Here is a 17,566-nt window from a genome sequence, read left to right on the forward strand (position 1 = left end):
TATGATTTTTGATACTCATGCACATTACGATGATGAAGCTTTTGATGAGGATCGTTCTGACATGCTGGATAGCATGCAGGAGAATGGGATCGGGCATATTGTGGATGTGTGTGCTTCTGTGGGACATTTTGACCGGGTTTATGATTTGGTGGAGAAGTATCCTTTTATTTATGGCGCAATGGGTATTCATCCGGATGATGCGGATAAGGTGGATGATGCAGTTCTGGATGAGATCCGCAGATATTGCGACATGGAAAAGACTGTGGCTGTAGGTGAGATCGGTTTGGATTATTACTGGCATAAGGAGAAGGAGGAGCATCTTCTTCAGCAGAAGGTATTTCGCCAGCAAATGGACATTGCCCGTGAGAAACAGCTTCCGTTTATCATTCATAGCCGTGACGCCGCGGAGGATACGCTGAATATCGTGAAAGAATATATGAAGGACGGGATGTATGGTGGAGTTATCCATTGCTTTTCCTATAGCAAAGAAATTGCAAGAGAGTATCTGAATATGGGACTTTATCTCGGAATCGGCGGAGTGGTTACTTTTAAGAATTCCCGGAAGCTGAAGGAAGTGGCAGAGTATGCACCGCTGAATCAGATTCTGCTGGAAACCGACTGCCCGTACATGGCACCTGTGCCGAACCGTGGAAAAAGAAACAGCTCCCTGTATCTGCCGGAGGTTGTGAAAACCATTGCAGAGATTAAGGGAATCAGCTGCGAGGAGGTTGTGGCTGTGACGGAGAGTAATGCGATGAAGGTGTTGAATTTAATTTGATAAACTTGGGAAAAAGTGCTTTGTTATGAGCAAATAGCCGAATGTTCATTTGAGTTTAGTAATATGAAATGAAGAAGGAGCCGTTGTATAGTAGATGAAACATCTGTTTAACAACGACTCCTTTTCAGATCAACAAGGAAATCACCCGGCAGGCGTGCCATTCTCCTGCATCTCTCAGAACTTAAAAGAAAGCTCTTGTCAGTACCGGCGGCGCATGGTTGACACGAAAGTTTACCACCACGGGGAATTTCTTTTGTCAGGGTTCCAATATGGGGCTATTATAGAAATTATAGATTAATAATTAACAATCTAAATTTACATTCCAAAATGATAATCCTATTCTTTATATATTATATATGACATAAGTATAAAATTAAAGAAAAAAATATTATTTCCATTAGAATGTTATTTATTTTATGTATTGATTTAGGCTGTGATATATGATATTTTAGAAGAAGGAAAACAATTTAATTAATTACCATAGAAGGGAGGAACAAGATGAATGAATTAAAATTGGAATTTCAGTTGGAGACAACTGAAATTCCGGCAGAACTGGACAAGGTTTTGGTTAGCTTTCTGAAAGCAACAATAGAGAATTATTCTCCGGCACTTTTTGAAAAGCTTTATAATAAAAATTCGTCCATATTAAAAAAATATACCTGGGCAACATACCTGCCTGGGGCAAGATTTACACAGGAAAAAATATTACTTAACCAGAACCGATTTACTATGACATTTTCAGATGCAGACATAGGGGAACTGATTGAATTTTATAATGCATTTATACTTATGAAATATAAGCCATATTCTATGAATCAGAACTCTATGCGATTGATGGCAGTAAAGATACGAAACATTCCAGAAATACAGGATACAGAACTTATTATAAAAATGAGGAGTGCACTTATTGTTCGTAAGCATGATTCTATAAATAATAGTGATAAGTATTACACATGTAAAGATCTGGAATTTGGAGAAATGGTGAAGGAAAATCTGAGTATTTTTCTTGAAAAATTGAATTTGGAAATGGATATCAGTGATTTTTCTATAACTCCATTGAAGGGGAAAAAAGTGGTAACAAGGACGTGGAGCCGCTTAGTAGATGGAAGCATCGGAGTATATAAGATAACAGGAAATCTGGAACTATTAAATTTTCTGCGTGTAGCAGGATTGGGGACAAGAAGATCACTTGGAAAAGGGATGTGGGAAGTCATATATTAGGAGGTAAACCATCATGGAAAAATATGTGATTACTCTTGGTGATTTCCTGAAGAATGCTGGAATTGTAGGATTTCATTACATGCTTGAAACTGCGGGGGCTGAGAAAGAAGTTGATTTTGGATATACCGATGATAATCAGGCAATGTGGGTCAGCATGGACTATGCACAGAATGCAGATTGGACGGATATGTATTTTAAAGCTTTTATCAGATATTTTGGACCATTCAGCACATATCAGGGAATTAAAGATAAAATTCAATCATGTCTTGAAAAGATAGAAAGTGAAAACTGGAATTCAGGAAAACAGGAAAAAGAAGATCTGAAATTTATAAATGATAAGCTATTATCAAACAGCTATCAGGCTGGTTTTGCAAATATTCAAAAGAGGATTGAAAATCCAGAAATATATGAGAAACTAAAGAAAAATAAACTCAGTGATAAGCTGACATCAGAAGAATTAAAAACCCGGTTAAAAGAACTTCAGGAGTTTATAAATCAGCCAGAATGCAGCGAAACCTTTGCAATGAAAAGTATTATATATACTTATATAAATAGGTTCTGGAATGGAAAATGTTTTCTTTTACGTCCTAATGCAAAGAAAGATATGCGAGAAGTATTTGAAAAAGATTTCTCCGAACCATTCCGAAAATATTTGAATACAGATCATAAAAAGGTGAAAGATCTCTGCATTGATTGTGGCAATCCAACAGGGCCGAAAGAAAAAGTTTCGATAGCATTTATGAATGAGGTTGGAGATGATTTTACAAGAAAACGTTCTGCATTTTGGGACTGTAAAGTAGATGCATTTCTTTGCCCGGGTTGTGCTTTTATATATGCTCTAAGCCCTCTGGGATTTCGTTTGTATGCAAATAAATTTGTTTTTGTAAATACAAATGACAGCATTAATACTTTATTATATACAAATTCTAAAATAGGAAGAATTGATAAAGAAGGAGAAAAAACTGAGAACAAAAAATATTCTCAGTGGTTTGCAGAGACAATCAATGTTTTATTAAGAGAAAAGCAACAGGAAATATCAAATGCCCAGGTGATCTTGCGTGGAGTAGGTGCAGATGACAGGTATAAATTAAGTATTATTCGCAGAAGAATAGTGGAAATTATCAAGGAAAAAAGAGTATCTGATGCATTAACTGCGTTAGCTAAAGCTCCGATCACTAAAGTTAAAGATAATTTTATAAATGTACATGAAACAGTAGTTATGAATCTTTTGCAGTACCGGGAGCAGTATCAGTTATTAAATCAGCTGTTTAAAGAAAATATAAAAGAGGAATCAAAGAATTTTTATATTTTCTGGGTATATGAGGTGCAACTTTGGACGGAACTTGTAGTTGCATATCCTGCAAATGTGGGTAAAAGAAAGGAGATTTCTATGAGTTGTGGAGCTATGAAAAAAAGTGGAGCGGATTTGAGAAAAGTAATCATGACTGCAAAGGGAATGACTTCCAGTGAAGGCCTTAGAGGTATTGAATATCAGCTGTTAAATGCGTTAGCTGTGAGAAATGTAAATAAATTTATGGATGTTGTGATGCGTTTATACAGTGCATATGGTTCCAGGAGAAATGAAGATGGACATGAACTCCTGATACCAACAGGATTTGTTCAGATGTTAAATGATAAACAGAAATTCACGGAATATGGATATGCGTTTGTAATGGGATTAGTGGGATCTTATGAGCCTAAAAAGGAGGAAGCATGACTATGAAAAGAGAAGGTTTAACATTTACAGTGATTTTTCTGGCGGAAAGCGCAAATTATGGAGAGGGAATTGGAAATATTTCATCACTGAAAAAGATGACCAGAGGAGATTACGAAGAGTATTCATATATTTCCAGACAGGCACTGAGATATAACATGGTACAGCAGGCAAGCTGGGATACAACACCTGTAGATGGAAAAAGTGGAGTAGTACAGTTTGCTCCTTCTGCAACAATTGCAGACTATCCGGAGATCGATCTGTTTGGATATATGAAAACAACTTCTAAGGGAGAAGATCAGACAGGTGGAGCTTCTACGAGAAGTGCAGTTGCCAGACTCAGTAATGCCATTGCGTTGGAACCATTTCAGGGAAATCTTGAATTTTTGACCAATATGGGACTTGCTGTGAGAGGAAATCTGCAGAATGGTATTGCACAGAGTGAGATCCATCGCTCTTATTATTCTTATACTATGTCGATAGATCTGGACAGAGTTGGTGTAGATGGTGAGATCAATATTGCAGAAGAGGATAAAGCAGAAAGAGTGAAAGTTCTCCTGGATTCTGTTCATTATTTGTACAGAGATATTAAAGGAAGAAGAGAAAATCTCAGTCCATTATTTATAATTGGAGGTAGATACAGCAGAAAAAATCCATTTTTTGAGAACAGAGTAAAAGTAGATGAGAATAAGATCAATGTAAGTACACTGCAGGAATTACTTGAGGATGATAATATCAGAAATTATACGTATGCAGGTGTTACAGCTGGTATTTTTGATAATGAGGATAAATTAAAAGAAGCATTAAAAACAGAATCTGTAGGTTCAGTGTTTAATCATCTGAAAGAGGAAGTGGAGCAGTATTATGGAGAGGGCAATCAGGATTAAGTGTTTTCAGAACCTGGTAAATTATAAGAAACCAAGCAGCTTTATTATTAAAGAGACATTTCCTCTTCCACCATACTCTACAGTCCTTGGAATGATCCATGCAGCCTGTGGTTATACAGAGTTTCATCCAATGAAGCTTTGCATACAGGGAACAAACAGTGGAACGGTATCGGAGCTTTATACAAGATATTCATTTTCAGCAGGTACGAAATATGAAGAAGGACGGCATCAGATCTGTGTTGAAGATGGAGATAAATACGGAATTTTCAGGGGAATTGCCAATGTTGAACTGGTTTGTGACAATGATATGGTAATACATGTGATTCCAGAAGAGGATGATTTTGAGAAAGTATATAATTCACTGAAATATCCGCCAAGATATTTATCATTGGGACGATATGAAGATCTGTTGGATATTGAACGGGTGGATATTGTAAATATCCATCAGGAAGATGAAGTGGAAACGAAAAGAGATATGTATATACCGGTGAACTATGGAATCGACTTAGGAGACAAACGTGGAACAATATATAATCTTACAAAAGAATATGAAATTACGAAGCAAGGTCTGCGTCGTTGGAAAAAAGAAAATGGAAGAGTAAAGGCATATTATTGTTCAGCAAAAACTTCAATAGGTGAAGGAGCATATGTAGATGATTTTGAGAAAGATGCAGCGTTGATATTTTGCTGATTGAATAAGAAATGACGATTACCTTTGCAATGCAGTAGCTTTATGGACAGGCTTATGAGGAGGCAGAGTAGATACTCTGCCTCCGGAAGGAGAAAGCTATGGAGTATTATGCAAAATCCAGAAAAAAGATTTTGTCTCAGAGAGAAATAGATAAAGTCAGAGCTGAATTGGAAAATCTTATAATAAATCTTGAAGATGAATTTACAGAGACAGATCTTAAGATTATTAAAAATAATATAGCTCATTTGCAGAATATAGAAGAAGAGGAACAGAAAACATTAAAGGAACATCAGGACGACATTGTAAGATGCGCAGAGATGTTTTTTTTAGAATACGGAGAATATTTTACAGAAAAAGAAAAACATCTGGTTATAGAAGCTTGCAGAATGCATGACTGGGGGAAAGCAAATCTGGTTTTTCAGGGATTAGTAAATTCAGTTCAGGTAAAAGATACATATTCGCATATAAGCCGGATTACACAAATTCCTCATGGATTTTTAAGTGCAGTTACTATATCAGGAAAGGAATTTAAAAAATTATCAGAATTATTATCAGAAAAAGATTTCAGACCGTTTATTACAGCAATATATCATCATCACGATCGGGAAGATGTTTATGAGGGAGATGATATTCGGAAATATGCAGAAAAGTATTATATAGAACAGATAAGGAAATATTTGAAAAGAGATATCAAGAAATTATATTGCAGTAACCAGTCTAAATTATTGTATCGCAATAATTCTTATGCCCGCCGAGAACCAATTGAACCTAAAGTTTGGGAAGAGTATCTTTTGATCAAAGGCTTGCTTAATAAATTTGATTACACAGTAAGTGCAGGGTATGAGAGGGCAGAAATTGAGCCGGATCTGCGTGAGAAAAAATTAAGGAAAAATATAGAAACTTATCTTCAGAACAAAGAGTTGCGGCCTGCACAGAAATTTATGATGGAACATAAAAATGAAAATCTGGTTGTTGTAGCACCTACAGGTTCCGGAAAAACAGAAGCTGCATTGTTATGGCTTGATGGAGAAAAGGGATTCTATACACTTCCCCTGAAGGTATCTTCTAATGCGATTTATTCTCGTATTAAAAATAATTATTCTTATGAAAATGTTGCATTGTTACATTCTGATAGCATGTCAATGTATTTAAAAGAGTTTGAAGAAAATGAACTGGATATCAATGTAAAATATGATCGTGCAAAAATGCTGGCGCAGCCATTAACTGTTTGTACGGTTGATCAGCTATTTAAATTTGTATATAAAGCACTGGGAACGGAAATTTTTGCAGCAACTTTGAAATATTCTAAATTAATATTAGATGAAATTCAATCCTATGAACCTTCAGTTATTGCGATTATTATATATGGATTGAAAACAATCCAGGAAATGGGCGGGCGTTTTGCAATTATTACGGCAACATTTCCGCCCGTTCTCAAACATTTTATGGAAGAAAATGGCCTGATAGAAAATAAACAGTATCTTTTTAAGGATTTTACAGGAGAGGAATACTCAACAAATCAGGTCGCAAGGCATAAGATTCAGATTAGAAAATCAGAAATGGATATTGATGAAATATTAGAGCAGGGCAGAAATAAAAAGGTTTTGATTATCTGTAATACAGTTTCCCGGGCACAAAAAATTTATAAAGAAATGCAAGAGAAATCAGAAAATGTTTATTTGTTGCATTCGCGTTACATAAGAAGAGACAGAGCTTTTCTGGAAAAACAGATTATGGATTTTGCTGAGTCAGAAGAAAACGGAATATGGATAACAACGCAGATTGTGGAAGCGAGTCTGGATATAGATTTTGATATACTACATACTGAAATGTGTACAGCAGACAGCCTTTTGCAGAGAATGGGACGTTGTAACAGAAAAGGAAGGTGTTTTCCGGAAGAAGCAAATATTTTTATATATGATAATAGAAATGGTGTTGGGAAAAATTGCATTTATGATCCGGTTATGTATGATCGTTCGTTGGACTTGCTTGCTCAGTATGAAAATTTAGAGTTTGTAGAAAGAATGAAAACGACATATATGAATCAGGTTTATGATCCGGACAAAATAAAAAAAACGAGCTATTATAAAGAAATAGAAGATTGTCTGCAAAGACTTTCAAAAATTCATCCTGTAGATTATAAACTGAAAGAAGCTGAAATACGAAAAATTGATAGTGTAACAGTTGTACCGGAAGACATTTATCAGGAGAAAATGGATTTGTTTGAATATGGAACAGATTTTCTGCGGAAATCTAATATAAGTAAAGAAACGAAAAGTCTTATAAGATCTAAACTGGAGGATATGACATTAAATTTGAGTATTTATAATAATAAATTTCCAGAAAATGTAGACAGAGTTTCTGTTGGTTTTAAAGATTGCAAAAAAGTTACAGATATTCATCGTACAGAATATAAATATGAATTTGATCCCAGAACAGGAAAAGGTCAGGGATTGTTGACATCTGAGATTCTTGAGCAGTGTGGATATTTTATGTAGGAGAAAATGTATGGATGAGAGAATCACTGGTGTGATGATTTACTATTATTTCGTTTGTAAGCGGAAATTATGGTATTTTTGTCATGATATTCGGATGGAAACGGAGAATGAAGATGTAATGCTTGGTAAGATTCTGGATGAGAGTAGTTATAAGAAAAAGGATAAACATGTAAATATCGATGATATTATAAATATTGATTTTATCAGTGAGCATAAGGAACTGCATGAGATTAAGAAGAGTAAGGCTGTGGAAGATGCTGGAATCTGGCAGGTGAAGTATTATCTTTATTATTTGCAGAAACGAGGGGTGAGCGGACTTAAAGGGAAGATTGATTATCCGTTGCTGAAGAAGTCGGTAATTGTTGAATTGTCAGAAAAAGATGTGGAAATTCTGGAGCGGATTATTATTGAGATTACAGATATTAAACATCAGGAGATTCTGCCGGTTTCTGGTAATAGTAAATTATGCAAAAAATGTGCTTATTATGATTTATGTACTATATAAACTTTGGATTTGTATAGGGGGAAAAGCATGAAGCAAAGTTTTTATGTTTATAATAACGGGGATTTGAAACGGAAAGATAATACGCTTCAGTTTACAAATTATGATGGTGAAAAGCGGGATATTCCTATTGAGCGGATTTCAGATATTTATGTTATGTCTGAGATGTCGTTTAATACGAAGTTTATTGATTACATATCTCAGTATGGGATTCCGATGCATTTTTTCAATTATTATAATTTTTATATGGGAAGTTATTATCCGAGAGAAAGTCTGCTAGCGGGCCAGCTGTTGGTGAAACAGGTCAGCTATTATACAGATTATGAGAAAAGGCTGGTTCTTGCAAGAAAATTTATAGAGGCGGCAGCAGATAGTATTTATCGGAATCTTCGGTATTATAATGGTCGGGGAAAAGATGTGTCGGAATATCTCAGAGATGTGGATTCTCTTCGTAAACAGCTAAGTAGTGTGACAACGATTGAAGAACTGATGGGAATTGAGGGGAACATCAGGAGAAGATATTATGCTGCGTGGAATGTGATTGTTAATCAGGAGATTCAGTTTGAAAAGCGTGTAATGCATCCACCAGATAACATGATCAATTCTTTGATTTCTTTTGTAAATACATTAATTTATACGAAAGTGCTTGGCGAGATTTATCATACACAGTTGAATCCTACGATCAGTTATCTGCATGAACCTGGAGCAAGACGATTTTCATTGAGTCTGGATATTGCGGAAGTGTTTAAACCATTGATTGGTGACAGATTGATTTTCTCGTTGTTGAATCGAAATCAGATTACAGAGGATAGTTTTACGAAGGAACTAAATTTTCTTCATTTGAAAAAAGATGCTTCTAAACTGATTGTATCTGAACTTGAAAAGAATCTTAAAAAGACTGTGATGCACAAGAATTTGGGAAGGCAGGTTTCTTATCAGTATTTACTTCGGTTGGAGTGCTATAAGTTGATAAAGCATCTGCTTGGTGAAAAAGAATATGAAGGGTTCAGAATATGGTGGTGAATTATGTATGTAGTTTTGGTTTATGATGTGAGTCAGCAGGAAAATGGTTCGAAGCGTTGGTCGAGGATTTTTAAGATTTGTAAAAGGTATTTAACGCATATCCAGAATTCTGTTTTTGAAGGTGAAATTTCTAAGGCTCAGTTGGCAAAGTTACAACAGGAACTTAAGTTCTGTATAGATAAAGAATTGGATTCTGTGATTATTTTTAAATCAAGGCAGGAAAAATGGTTGGATAAGGAATTCTGGGGACGGAAAGATGATGCAACCAGTTTTATTTTGTAATTGTCAACCTACGATACGGGAAAAATCCCGGGAGGTTGACAAAGCCTTTATTTATAAGGAAAATGGAAGTTTTATAGAGTGTTATAATATCTATTTTGTGTATAAAATAATTGTAAATGACAAGGTCGACAGAAAATGGTAAAATAAACGATGTATTATAGGCGAATGTGGAGCACGGGTATTAATAGAAACATTGTGGAATGTAAAGATGCTCAACGTCATCTTTTGCTTTGACAGAAACATGTATTAATAGAAACATTGTGGAATGTAAAGAAATAGAAGGGATAGGTATCTTCATCCTGAAGAACTGTATTAATAGAAACATTGTGGAATGTAAAGAGATTCATGCTTATCTGAAGCTTCAGACGTCGTATGTATTAATAGAAACATTGTGGAATGTAAAGAGGGCAAACATTAGTGATATAATGGCATGAAACGAAGTATTAATAGAAACATTGTGGAATGTAAAGGACTTTTTCCGTTGCGGTTGATGTGGCATCACTGGTATTAATAGAAACATTGTGGAATGTAAAGTGCTCAGAGCCTTTAATGATGTAATGAACCGGCAGGTATTAATAGAAACATTGTGGAATGTAAAGATATGAAAACCTTGGTTACATTGGTTACACGGTTGTATTAATAGAAACATTGTGGAATGTAAAGAACATTTTGATTTTTTATGACGACAAAACCGTTACTTGTATTAATAGAAACATTGTGGAATGTAAAGTGATCATGGTCTGCATTGCTTCCTGGGTTACTCCGGTATTAATAGAAACATTGTGGAATGTAAAGCAGAGCCCTCTACAGTCGATGTCTGTTCTTACTCTGTATTAATAGAAACATTGTGGAATGTAAAGGTAAATGATTACAATTCAACACTTACCGTTGTTTCGTATTAATAGAAACATTGTGGAATGTAAAGTCCTGTGTCCGGCGGTTTAATCCACGCGAGCAGTCGTATTAATAGAAACATTGTGGAATGTAAAGAACTGTCCGTCAGCTTCTACGCCCAGCATTGCCTGGTATTAATAGAAACATTGTGGAATGTAAAGGAGGATGCGGATTCTTTAATGATTTACGACGCAGCGGTATTAATAGAAACATTGTGGAATGTAAAGGTGTATCAGTCAACAGCAGAATTCGGAAACCTGGTACGTATTAATAGAAACATTGTGGAATGTAAAGTGGCATCTGGTTACACAAAACTGGAATCAGACTCAGTATTAATAGAAACATTGTGGAATGTAAAGGCGTATGCAAATCGCATTTATAAGCGTTACGGTCTTGGCATTAATAGAAACATTGTGGAATGTAAAGAATTTACGAGCCCCGAGAAAACTGACCGAAGAGCAGAGTATTAATAGAAACATTGTGGAATGTAAAGCTGCTAAAAAAAGAAGGAGAAAAAATCCGGAAGATTGTATTAATAGAAACATTATGGAGTGTCAAAGATTAAGAACAATTTTTTACATAGGCATTCCCCCCCCCCCTTAATGTTAACCGAGGGCTGACTAACCAGTGTAAAGCAAGATTCTTCGAGGCATTCCCCCCCCCTTAATGTTAACCCCACGTTAAATCTTCATTCAACCTTCGCAAAGTCCATTGTATTCCAATTTTTCCATCCCGATAATATACGCAGATAAAGCAGTTTCAGGAGTTGATGAGATCTGAATCTGAAGAAGCTGGCTGGCAGATCAGAGTTCGTGTAAGGGAAGAGAGATGGATAGCAGTATGGACAAAGTTCTGACGGTGATCGTACCTGTCTACAATATGGAAAAATATATCCGGCAGTGTCTGGAATCTCTGGTGATCGGGGAGGCGCTGGACCGGATCGAGGTGCTGGTGGTGTTGGATGGCTCCAAGGATGGTTCTGCGGAGATCGCGTATGAGTTTGTGGAGCAGTATCCGGATACCTTCCGGATCATTTATAAGGCGAATGGTGGTCATGGTTCAGCAATCAACACAGGTCTTATGATGGCGTCCGGTGAGTATGTGAAGATCCTGGACAGTGATGACTGGGTAGAAAGGGATGCTTTCTGCAGGCTGGTGGACTGCCTTGAAACGGAAGGGACGGAGCCTGCCAGACAGGCGGGGCGGAAGATCGATGAAAACTGCTACTACGTTGATGTAGAATTTGTCATGTATCCCATCACTGAGGTAGAGCCGAGTCTGTCAGGCACCGGAGACATAAAACAGGGGATCCGGAAATCCCGGATCGTATTGTACAGCTTTTACAGCGATTTCAGCACTTTAACAAGCCGTGAATTATCCTCCGGCATCATGATACAGAATCGTACAAATTCCCCGTCCAGGCACTGGAAGGAAGAACAGTCACGGATCATCATGCCTTGTCTGATGCAGGCTTCAAATACGTCATAGGAGGTCAGTCCGTTTTTCATGATCCGGAGCAGGATAAAGTTTGCATAGGCGGGATAGATTTTGTAGGTGTTTGTATCCCTCAGTTCCCGGATCATCCGGTCGCGTTCGGAAAGGATCAGATTTCTGGTTTCTTTAATATAATCTTCATCCTGTAGCATGATCTCTCCTGCAAAGGCACCAAGGCTGTTAAGTGACCATGGTGTCTGTTTTTCGCGCATTTTTGCAAGAAATTCCATATTTCCGGTGATGCCGTAGCCCAGGCGCATTCCGGGAGCAGCGAAGAATTTGGATACGCCGCGGAGTACCATGAGATTGGTGAATTCCCGTGTCAGCGGAACTGCGGTGATGGCGTTGATATCCGGGGCAAATTCCACATAGGTTTCGTCGATCATCACGAAGATATTTTTTTCTGCACAGAAACCGATAAGTCTGCGAAGCTCTTCCTGGGTGATGGCAGAGGAGGTCGGATTGTTGGGATTGCAGAGGATGAGAAAATCATAGCCCTGCTCCAGCTTCCGGCAGAGATCCGGAATGTCCGGCTCGAAATCATTGCTTTCCTGAAGGTGGTAGTATTCCTGGGTACTTCCGGAGAAAGAGAGCTCTCTGGAGTATTCAGAATAGGTAGGTCCAAGGATCAGAGTATGCTTCGGGGCACGCTCCTGGATCAGAAGGGAGATCAGCTCGCTGGAGCCGTTTCCCGGAAGGATGAAATCAGCGGGAATATTGCAGTAGCTGGAAATCGTATTCCGAAGGGATGTGTATTCTCTGTCCGGGTAGGAGGAAAGGATATCCACGTGTTCTGCAATGGCTCTGCCGACTTTTGGGGAAAGTCCCAGAGGATTGACATTTGCACCGAATTTGACGATGTTTTCTTTTTTCAGATTGTAGTAGTTGCAGATCTTTTCTATATCACTTCCGTGAAAAACGGGTTTGGTATCCATTTTTGTCACCTCACATTTTTGCTTTTTTCGTAAAAAATTTATATCCAGTATACACCAGAATCCGGGACAAAAAAAGACGGGATAAAAAGTTTCTGTATTTTTCTATATTTTTTGAACAGGATATTACTGAAAATTGCTTTCTAGAAATGTATGGGAATATTTGATACAATGAGCAGGTAGCGAATGTAGATTGTGAATATCCATGCTGTTTGTCAATGCGAATCGTGAATATCCACATTTTCCCGGGCGGGTAAGTTTTCAGGGAGAAACAGCAGGAAAGGAAACAGAAAATATGAATACAGAAGAGAAAAAGATCGCAGTGATCGGAATTGGTGGTGTTGGTGGTTACATAGCCGGGCTGCTGGCGAAGGCGTATCCTCATGTGACGATGGTTGCACGTGGCGCCAGGGCAGAGAGCATCCGGAAAAAAGGCCTGGTGCTCCACAGTGATTATAAAGGTGAGATCGTGGCAAAGCCAGAGCGGGTAGTTCCAATTCAGGATATGGGACAGCAGGATTATATTTTTATCTGTGTAAAAAATTATTCTCTGGCTGAGGTGTGCGAAAGTATCCGGGACATGGTCACGGATGACACAGTGATCATTCCTGTGATGAATGGTGTGGACCCGGGAGAAAACATCCGCCGTCTGGTTGGTAAGGGAACGGTTGTGGATTCGCTGATCTATACGGTGGCTTTTGCCAATGAGGATTTTTCCATTTCCCAGCAGGATACGTTTACGTGGCTTTGTATTGGAATCAAAGATGCGGATGAACAGCAGCAGAAGAAAGTTGCAGAAGTGGCAGAGATCCTGAAAGGTGCGGATATTGACTATAAGGATCAGGGAGATATCGAGGTGGAGATCTGGAGAAAGTATATCCTCAACTGTGCCTTTAATGTGATGACTGCTTTTTATGATAATACCATCGGGGAGCTTCGCAGAGATCCGGTGAAAGCGCAGCAGTATGAGAAGCTTGTATGGGAAGCTGCCAGTGTAGGTCAGGCCAAGGGGGTTGCGCTGACGGATGAGCACATCAATGAGGTGATCCATAAATTCCGCTATGTACATGCAGATAATGCAACCAGCTCCCTGCAGAGAGATTTTCGCATCCGGAGAAAACAGACGGAGCTGGAAACCTTCAGCGGCTATATTGTGAAAGAAGCGAAGAGACTTGGTGTTTCCATTCCGCTTTCCGAAAAAATATATCAGGGCCTTATGGAAATAGCAGAAAAATTCTGACCGAAAAGGTGAGCTTTTCTGGTGGAATCCTGTATGCTCTGGTACAATGGGGATATAAAAAATCCTGTATCGCAGGCTGAAAGGTTATCTGTGATACCGGAAGGGAGGAAAAGAGATGAAGAAAGTATTTTTGGCTGTTATTGCAGTGATCGTGGTCCTTGCCGGAGGACTTATGCTCAGTTACAACGGGCTTGCCGGAAATAAAGAAGCTGTGGAAACTGCAGAGGCTGATGTGGATACCATGTTGCAGAGACGTGCAGATCTGATCCCGAATCTCGTCAGCACGGTAAAAAGTTACACGAAGCATGAGACGGGGGTTGTTGACAGGGTTCTGGCGGCGAGGGACCAGCTGATGAATGCGGATACTGTGGAAGAGAAATCTGAGGCAGATCAGCAGATGGACAGTGCACTTTCCGGTCTGAAGGTTGTGGTGGAAAATTATCCGGAACTGAAAAGTGATACTACTTATGTGGGCCTGATGGATGAACTGTCCGGAAGTGAAAACCGGATCTCTGTAGCGAGAAAAGATTATAATGAGGCTGTGAAAGCTTATAACACAAGGCTTGTGAAATTCCCTGGGAATGTATTTGGTTCCATGCTTGGCTTTGAGAAGGCGTCATATTTTGAGGCCGATGATTCAGCAGCAGATACGCCGGATGTAGGGGATATGCTGGCAGAGTGATAAGATCAGACCATTGTTCTGATGAAATGAAAGAACGGATAGAGGGAGAATATCCTATGAAAAAATGGATCGGACGGATGGCTGTGCTGCTGGCTTTTGTATTGACGCTGTCCGGAAGTACGCTGGCAGCCTTCGGGAAGATCCCGTCTGCCACAAAAGAATTCTATGTTAATGATTATGCAGGGGTTTTCAGCGATACCTGGAAGGAAGAACTTTGCAAGGCTGGTGAGCAGCTGTATGAGGATACCACAGCCCAGCTGGTTGTCCTTACCGTGGATATCACCGATGGGGAAGACATCAGTGATTATGCAGTGGAAACCGGTCGCAAATGGGGAATTGGTTCAAAGAAGAAAAATAATGGTGTCCTGATCGTCCTTTCGGTTTCGGACCGTAAAGTCTGGGTATCTGTTGGCTACGGTCTTGAGGGAAAGCTGCCTGATTCAAAGACCGGACGACTTCTGGATGAATATGCAGTTCCTTCCTATAAAGACAATCAGTTTGAAAAAGGTACCGTGGAGCTTTATTATGCACTGCTAAATGAGATCCGTGAGGAATACGGCCTGGAGAAGATAACAGCTCCCAGGTATGAGAAGGTGCAGCAGGATGTGGACGACGATGAGGAGGATGGAACTGTCTGGGAGATCGCACTGGGGCTTGTGATGATCGTTTTGCTCATGGTGGGCGCATATCTGCTGTGCGTGATGCTGCCTGTATTTCTTATCGTAACTATAGTTCTGGTTCTGAAGGGCCTGATAATGAAATTGTCGGGAAAGGATACCGCAGACTACTGGAAAAAGAATTTCAGCCGTATGAGTGTACTGCATCGGCTCTTTAATTCCCTGTTTCCGCTGAGCTGGACCCTGGGAAGAGGGGGAAAAAGCAGCGGCGGAAGTTCCGGTAATGACGATGACAGAGATGATGATTATGACAGCTACGACAGCGGAAACTCCGGAGACGGAGGAAGCTTCGGCGGTGGCGGTGCAGGCAGGGATTTCTAGTGGTGTCGGCATGAATCGCCGGTTCTCTTGTACAGCACAGGCGGAGCTTTTTAATGCTCTTGACAAAATTTCTCAACTTTGCTACAATGACGAAAATCAATTCCGTGAGGGAGTAATTCGCGTGTAGACGTGGTTTGTCAACATACTGGTGCATGCACCTGGCAAATCTTAAAGAATGAGACTCATGTATATTTTATTTCTGTTACAGAGATAAAGTATACGTGGGTCTTTTTTTATGGCTCCGGAGTGGATGAATATGCAAAGGAGAAGAAAAATGCTGTTATTTATGAAAGTGCTTTTTACCCAGTTTATTGCGGAAATGGGTGACAAAACACAGCTGATGCTGGTGGCAATGACTTCCAGGTTCAAGCTGAAGGATATTTTGCTTGGAACCGGTGTTGCTGTCCTGGTGCTCAACGGATTGGCAGTGCTTGCAGGAGGTATTATCAGTACCGTGGTCCCTACCTGGCTGATCCGTCTGATCGCAGGTGCAGCGTTCCTGTTTTTTGCGGTGACAACACTGAAGGGTGACGATGATGAGGAAGAGAATGTTAAGGATCGTAAGATCAGATTTGCACCGCTGTCTGTATTCTGCACATTTTTTGTTGCGGAGCTGGGGGATAAGACACAGCTTACCGCAATTACATTTGGTGCCAATGAGGGACTGAGTTCAGCGGTTGTGGTATGGCTTGCCTGTTCACTGGGACTTTTTGCAGCGGATGTGATCGGACTTCTGATCGGATATCTTCTGAAAAGCAAGGCACCGGAGGGAATCCTCAATATAGTTGCATTTGTTATTTTTTCCATCTTTGGAATCCTGACGCTGAGACAGGGATTTGGCCTTCTGCTTGGGGCGGGCTCTTCTATGATCCTTCCGCTTACCGTAGCGGTTACGGTTGTGTTTGTGATCGTCTGTCTTGTGCTTTATAAGCAGGCGAAAAAGAATTAAATTATTATAAGGAGCTTTGCACAGAATAGGGTTCATACCTGAAAAAGCCTCCGCATACACTGTAAAAAAGCGTCTTCGGGGGCTTGGCAGTGAAGGATTATATTGAAGAACGTGCAGTTGAGATCGCAGGATATATTGTTGAAACAAAGGCTACGGTGCGGCAGGCAGCTAAGAAATTCGGGATCAGTAAGAGCACGGTACATATGGAAGTAACAATATAGAACGGTTCGTTTGGGTAATAGAATAAGAAAAACCAAGGAGGAACGAACCATGAAGGATTTGAAAACAAGAATTACGGAGAATGGCATTGATTATGTACTTGTCGGGGATTATTATATCCCAGACTTGAAGCTGCCGGAGGAAAAGCGATCTATCGGTAAGTGGGGACGAATGCACAGGGAGTATCTGAAAAAGCAGTGCTACGGTAGATATTCCAGTTTACTGCTGACCGGAAAACTTTGGAGCTATCTGGAGGATTTGGACGAACAAGCGGAGGAACGGTTTACGTGTATTGTTGATCAGATGAAAGCGGCTGAGGGAGTGACGGAGGAATTGAAGCGGAAAGATGCTATGCTTTGGGTACAACGGTGTAATAATATTAGAAACAGAGCAGAAGAAATTGTACTGAACGAAATGGTTTATATTTAGTATGGAGCAGTCAGCCGAAAGGCTGGCTGTTTTTCTTTTCCTAGCGACAGAAAATGATTGACAATGCTATAAGACTGTGGTAGTCTGAAAACAAGAACAGACTACTGTAGTCTTATAGGAGGCGAAACAAGTG

Annotated in this window: 15 protein-coding genes, 2 pseudogenes and 1 CRISPR repeat array; of the genes and pseudogenes, 16 read left to right on the plus strand and 1 reads right to left on the minus strand. The window is 39.4% G+C overall.

From position 1 onward, the window contains the following. The first annotated feature begins 1 nt into the window (after position 1). The 10 genes and pseudogenes from NE671_RS16070 to NE671_RS11425 form a co-directional block, all read left to right on the plus strand. The gene (locus NE671_RS16070) at positions 2-778 is read left to right on the plus strand and encodes a TatD family hydrolase (protein ID WP_256163995.1); all 777 of its coding nucleotides are present in this window, start codon (positions 2-4) and stop codon (positions 776-778) included. Between the two features lie 498 nt (positions 779-1,276). After that, positions 1,277-1,999: a CRISPR-associated endoribonuclease Cas6 gene (cas6, locus tag NE671_RS11385; RefSeq protein ID WP_174095685.1), complete on the plus strand. Its 723-nt coding sequence runs from the start codon at positions 1,277-1,279 to the stop codon at positions 1,997-1,999. 13 nt (positions 2,000-2,012) lie between these two features. Continuing rightward, positions 2,013-3,716: a Cas8a1 family CRISPR/Cas system-associated protein gene (locus NE671_RS11390; protein WP_237972100.1), complete on the plus strand. Its 1,704-nt coding sequence runs from the start codon at positions 2,013-2,015 to the stop codon at positions 3,714-3,716. 2 nt (positions 3,717-3,718) lie between these two features. Next, entirely contained in the window at positions 3,719-4,600 is an 882-nt protein-coding gene (gene cas7i / locus NE671_RS11395; RefSeq protein WP_174095684.1) for a type I-B CRISPR-associated protein Cas7/Cst2/DevR, read from the plus strand. Further along, the gene (gene cas5, locus NE671_RS11400) at positions 4,578-5,291 is read left to right on the plus strand and encodes a CRISPR-associated protein Cas5 (protein WP_256163985.1); all 714 of its coding nucleotides are present in this window, start codon (positions 4,578-4,580) and stop codon (positions 5,289-5,291) included. Before cas7i ends, cas5 begins: the two co-directional genes overlap by 23 nt. 98 nt (positions 5,292-5,389) lie before the next feature. After that, positions 5,390-7,789, plus strand: coding sequence for a CRISPR-associated helicase Cas3' (gene cas3, locus NE671_RS11405; protein WP_256163986.1), 2,400 nt, complete (start codon positions 5,390-5,392; stop codon positions 7,787-7,789). Positions 7,790-7,799: 10 nt separating this feature from the next. Further along, positions 7,800-8,294: a CRISPR-associated protein Cas4 gene (gene cas4, locus NE671_RS11410; RefSeq protein WP_256163988.1), complete on the plus strand. Its 495-nt coding sequence runs from the start codon at positions 7,800-7,802 to the stop codon at positions 8,292-8,294. A gap of 27 nt (positions 8,295-8,321) precedes the next feature. Further along, a complete protein-coding gene (gene cas1b, locus NE671_RS11415; RefSeq protein ID WP_178687408.1) occupies positions 8,322-9,314 on the plus strand; it encodes a type I-B CRISPR-associated endonuclease Cas1b in 993 nt (330 codons plus the stop codon). Between the two features lie 3 nt (positions 9,315-9,317). Further along, the gene (gene cas2 / locus NE671_RS11420; protein WP_015526369.1) at positions 9,318-9,596 is read left to right on the plus strand and encodes a CRISPR-associated endonuclease Cas2; all 279 of its coding nucleotides are present in this window, start codon (positions 9,318-9,320) and stop codon (positions 9,594-9,596) included. Between the two features lie 178 nt (positions 9,597-9,774). Further along, positions 9,775-11,049: direct repeats of the CRISPR family, unit length 30 nt; unit sequence GTATTAATAGAAACATTGTGGAATGTAAAG. A 281-nt stretch (positions 11,050-11,330) separates the two neighbouring features. Then, positions 11,331-11,660 (plus strand): annotated as a pseudogene (locus tag NE671_RS11425) (glycosyltransferase family 2 protein); the annotation flags it as partial. A gap of 170 nt (positions 11,661-11,830) precedes the next feature. On the opposite strand, the gene NE671_RS11430 reads toward NE671_RS11425, so the two are convergent. Beyond that, positions 11,831-12,919: a pyridoxal phosphate-dependent aminotransferase gene (locus tag NE671_RS11430; RefSeq protein WP_256163989.1), complete on the minus strand. Its 1,089-nt coding sequence runs from the start codon at positions 12,917-12,919 to the stop codon at positions 11,831-11,833. Between the two features lie 292 nt (positions 12,920-13,211). On the opposite strand from NE671_RS11430, the gene NE671_RS11435 reads away from it, so the two are divergent. The 6 genes and pseudogenes from NE671_RS11435 to NE671_RS11460 all read left to right on the plus strand — a co-directional run bounded on the left by NE671_RS11435 (position 13,212) and on the right by NE671_RS11460 (position 17,433). Further along, complete coding sequence (locus NE671_RS11435) at positions 13,212-14,156, plus strand: ketopantoate reductase family protein (RefSeq protein WP_195274556.1); 945 nt, start codon at positions 13,212-13,214, stop codon at positions 14,154-14,156. Between the two features lie 115 nt (positions 14,157-14,271). Then, positions 14,272-14,838, plus strand: coding sequence for a LemA family protein (locus tag NE671_RS11440; protein ID WP_195274555.1), 567 nt, complete (start codon positions 14,272-14,274; stop codon positions 14,836-14,838). A 56-nt stretch (positions 14,839-14,894) separates the two neighbouring features. After that, positions 14,895-15,836: a TPM domain-containing protein gene (locus tag NE671_RS11445; RefSeq protein ID WP_256163990.1), complete on the plus strand. Its 942-nt coding sequence runs from the start codon at positions 14,895-14,897 to the stop codon at positions 15,834-15,836. Positions 15,837-16,110: 274 nt separating this feature from the next. Continuing rightward, positions 16,111-16,785, plus strand: a complete 675-nt coding sequence (locus tag NE671_RS11450; RefSeq protein WP_110103083.1) for a TMEM165/GDT1 family protein — start codon at positions 16,111-16,113, stop codon at positions 16,783-16,785. 89 nt (positions 16,786-16,874) lie between these two features. Next, positions 16,875-17,000, plus strand: a pseudogene (locus tag NE671_RS11455) (sporulation transcriptional regulator SpoIIID); the annotation flags it as partial. 55 nt (positions 17,001-17,055) lie between these two features. Further along, positions 17,056-17,433 (plus strand): TnpV protein, encoded by a 378-nt coding sequence (locus NE671_RS11460; protein WP_008707145.1) that lies wholly within the window; start codon positions 17,056-17,058, stop codon positions 17,431-17,433. The last annotated feature ends 133 nt before the right edge of the window (positions 17,434-17,566 follow it).

It is taken from the genome of Blautia sp. DFI.9.10 (assembly GCF_024461705.1).
GTDB lineage: Bacteria > Bacillota > Clostridia > Lachnospirales > Lachnospiraceae > Blautia_A > Blautia_A fusiformis.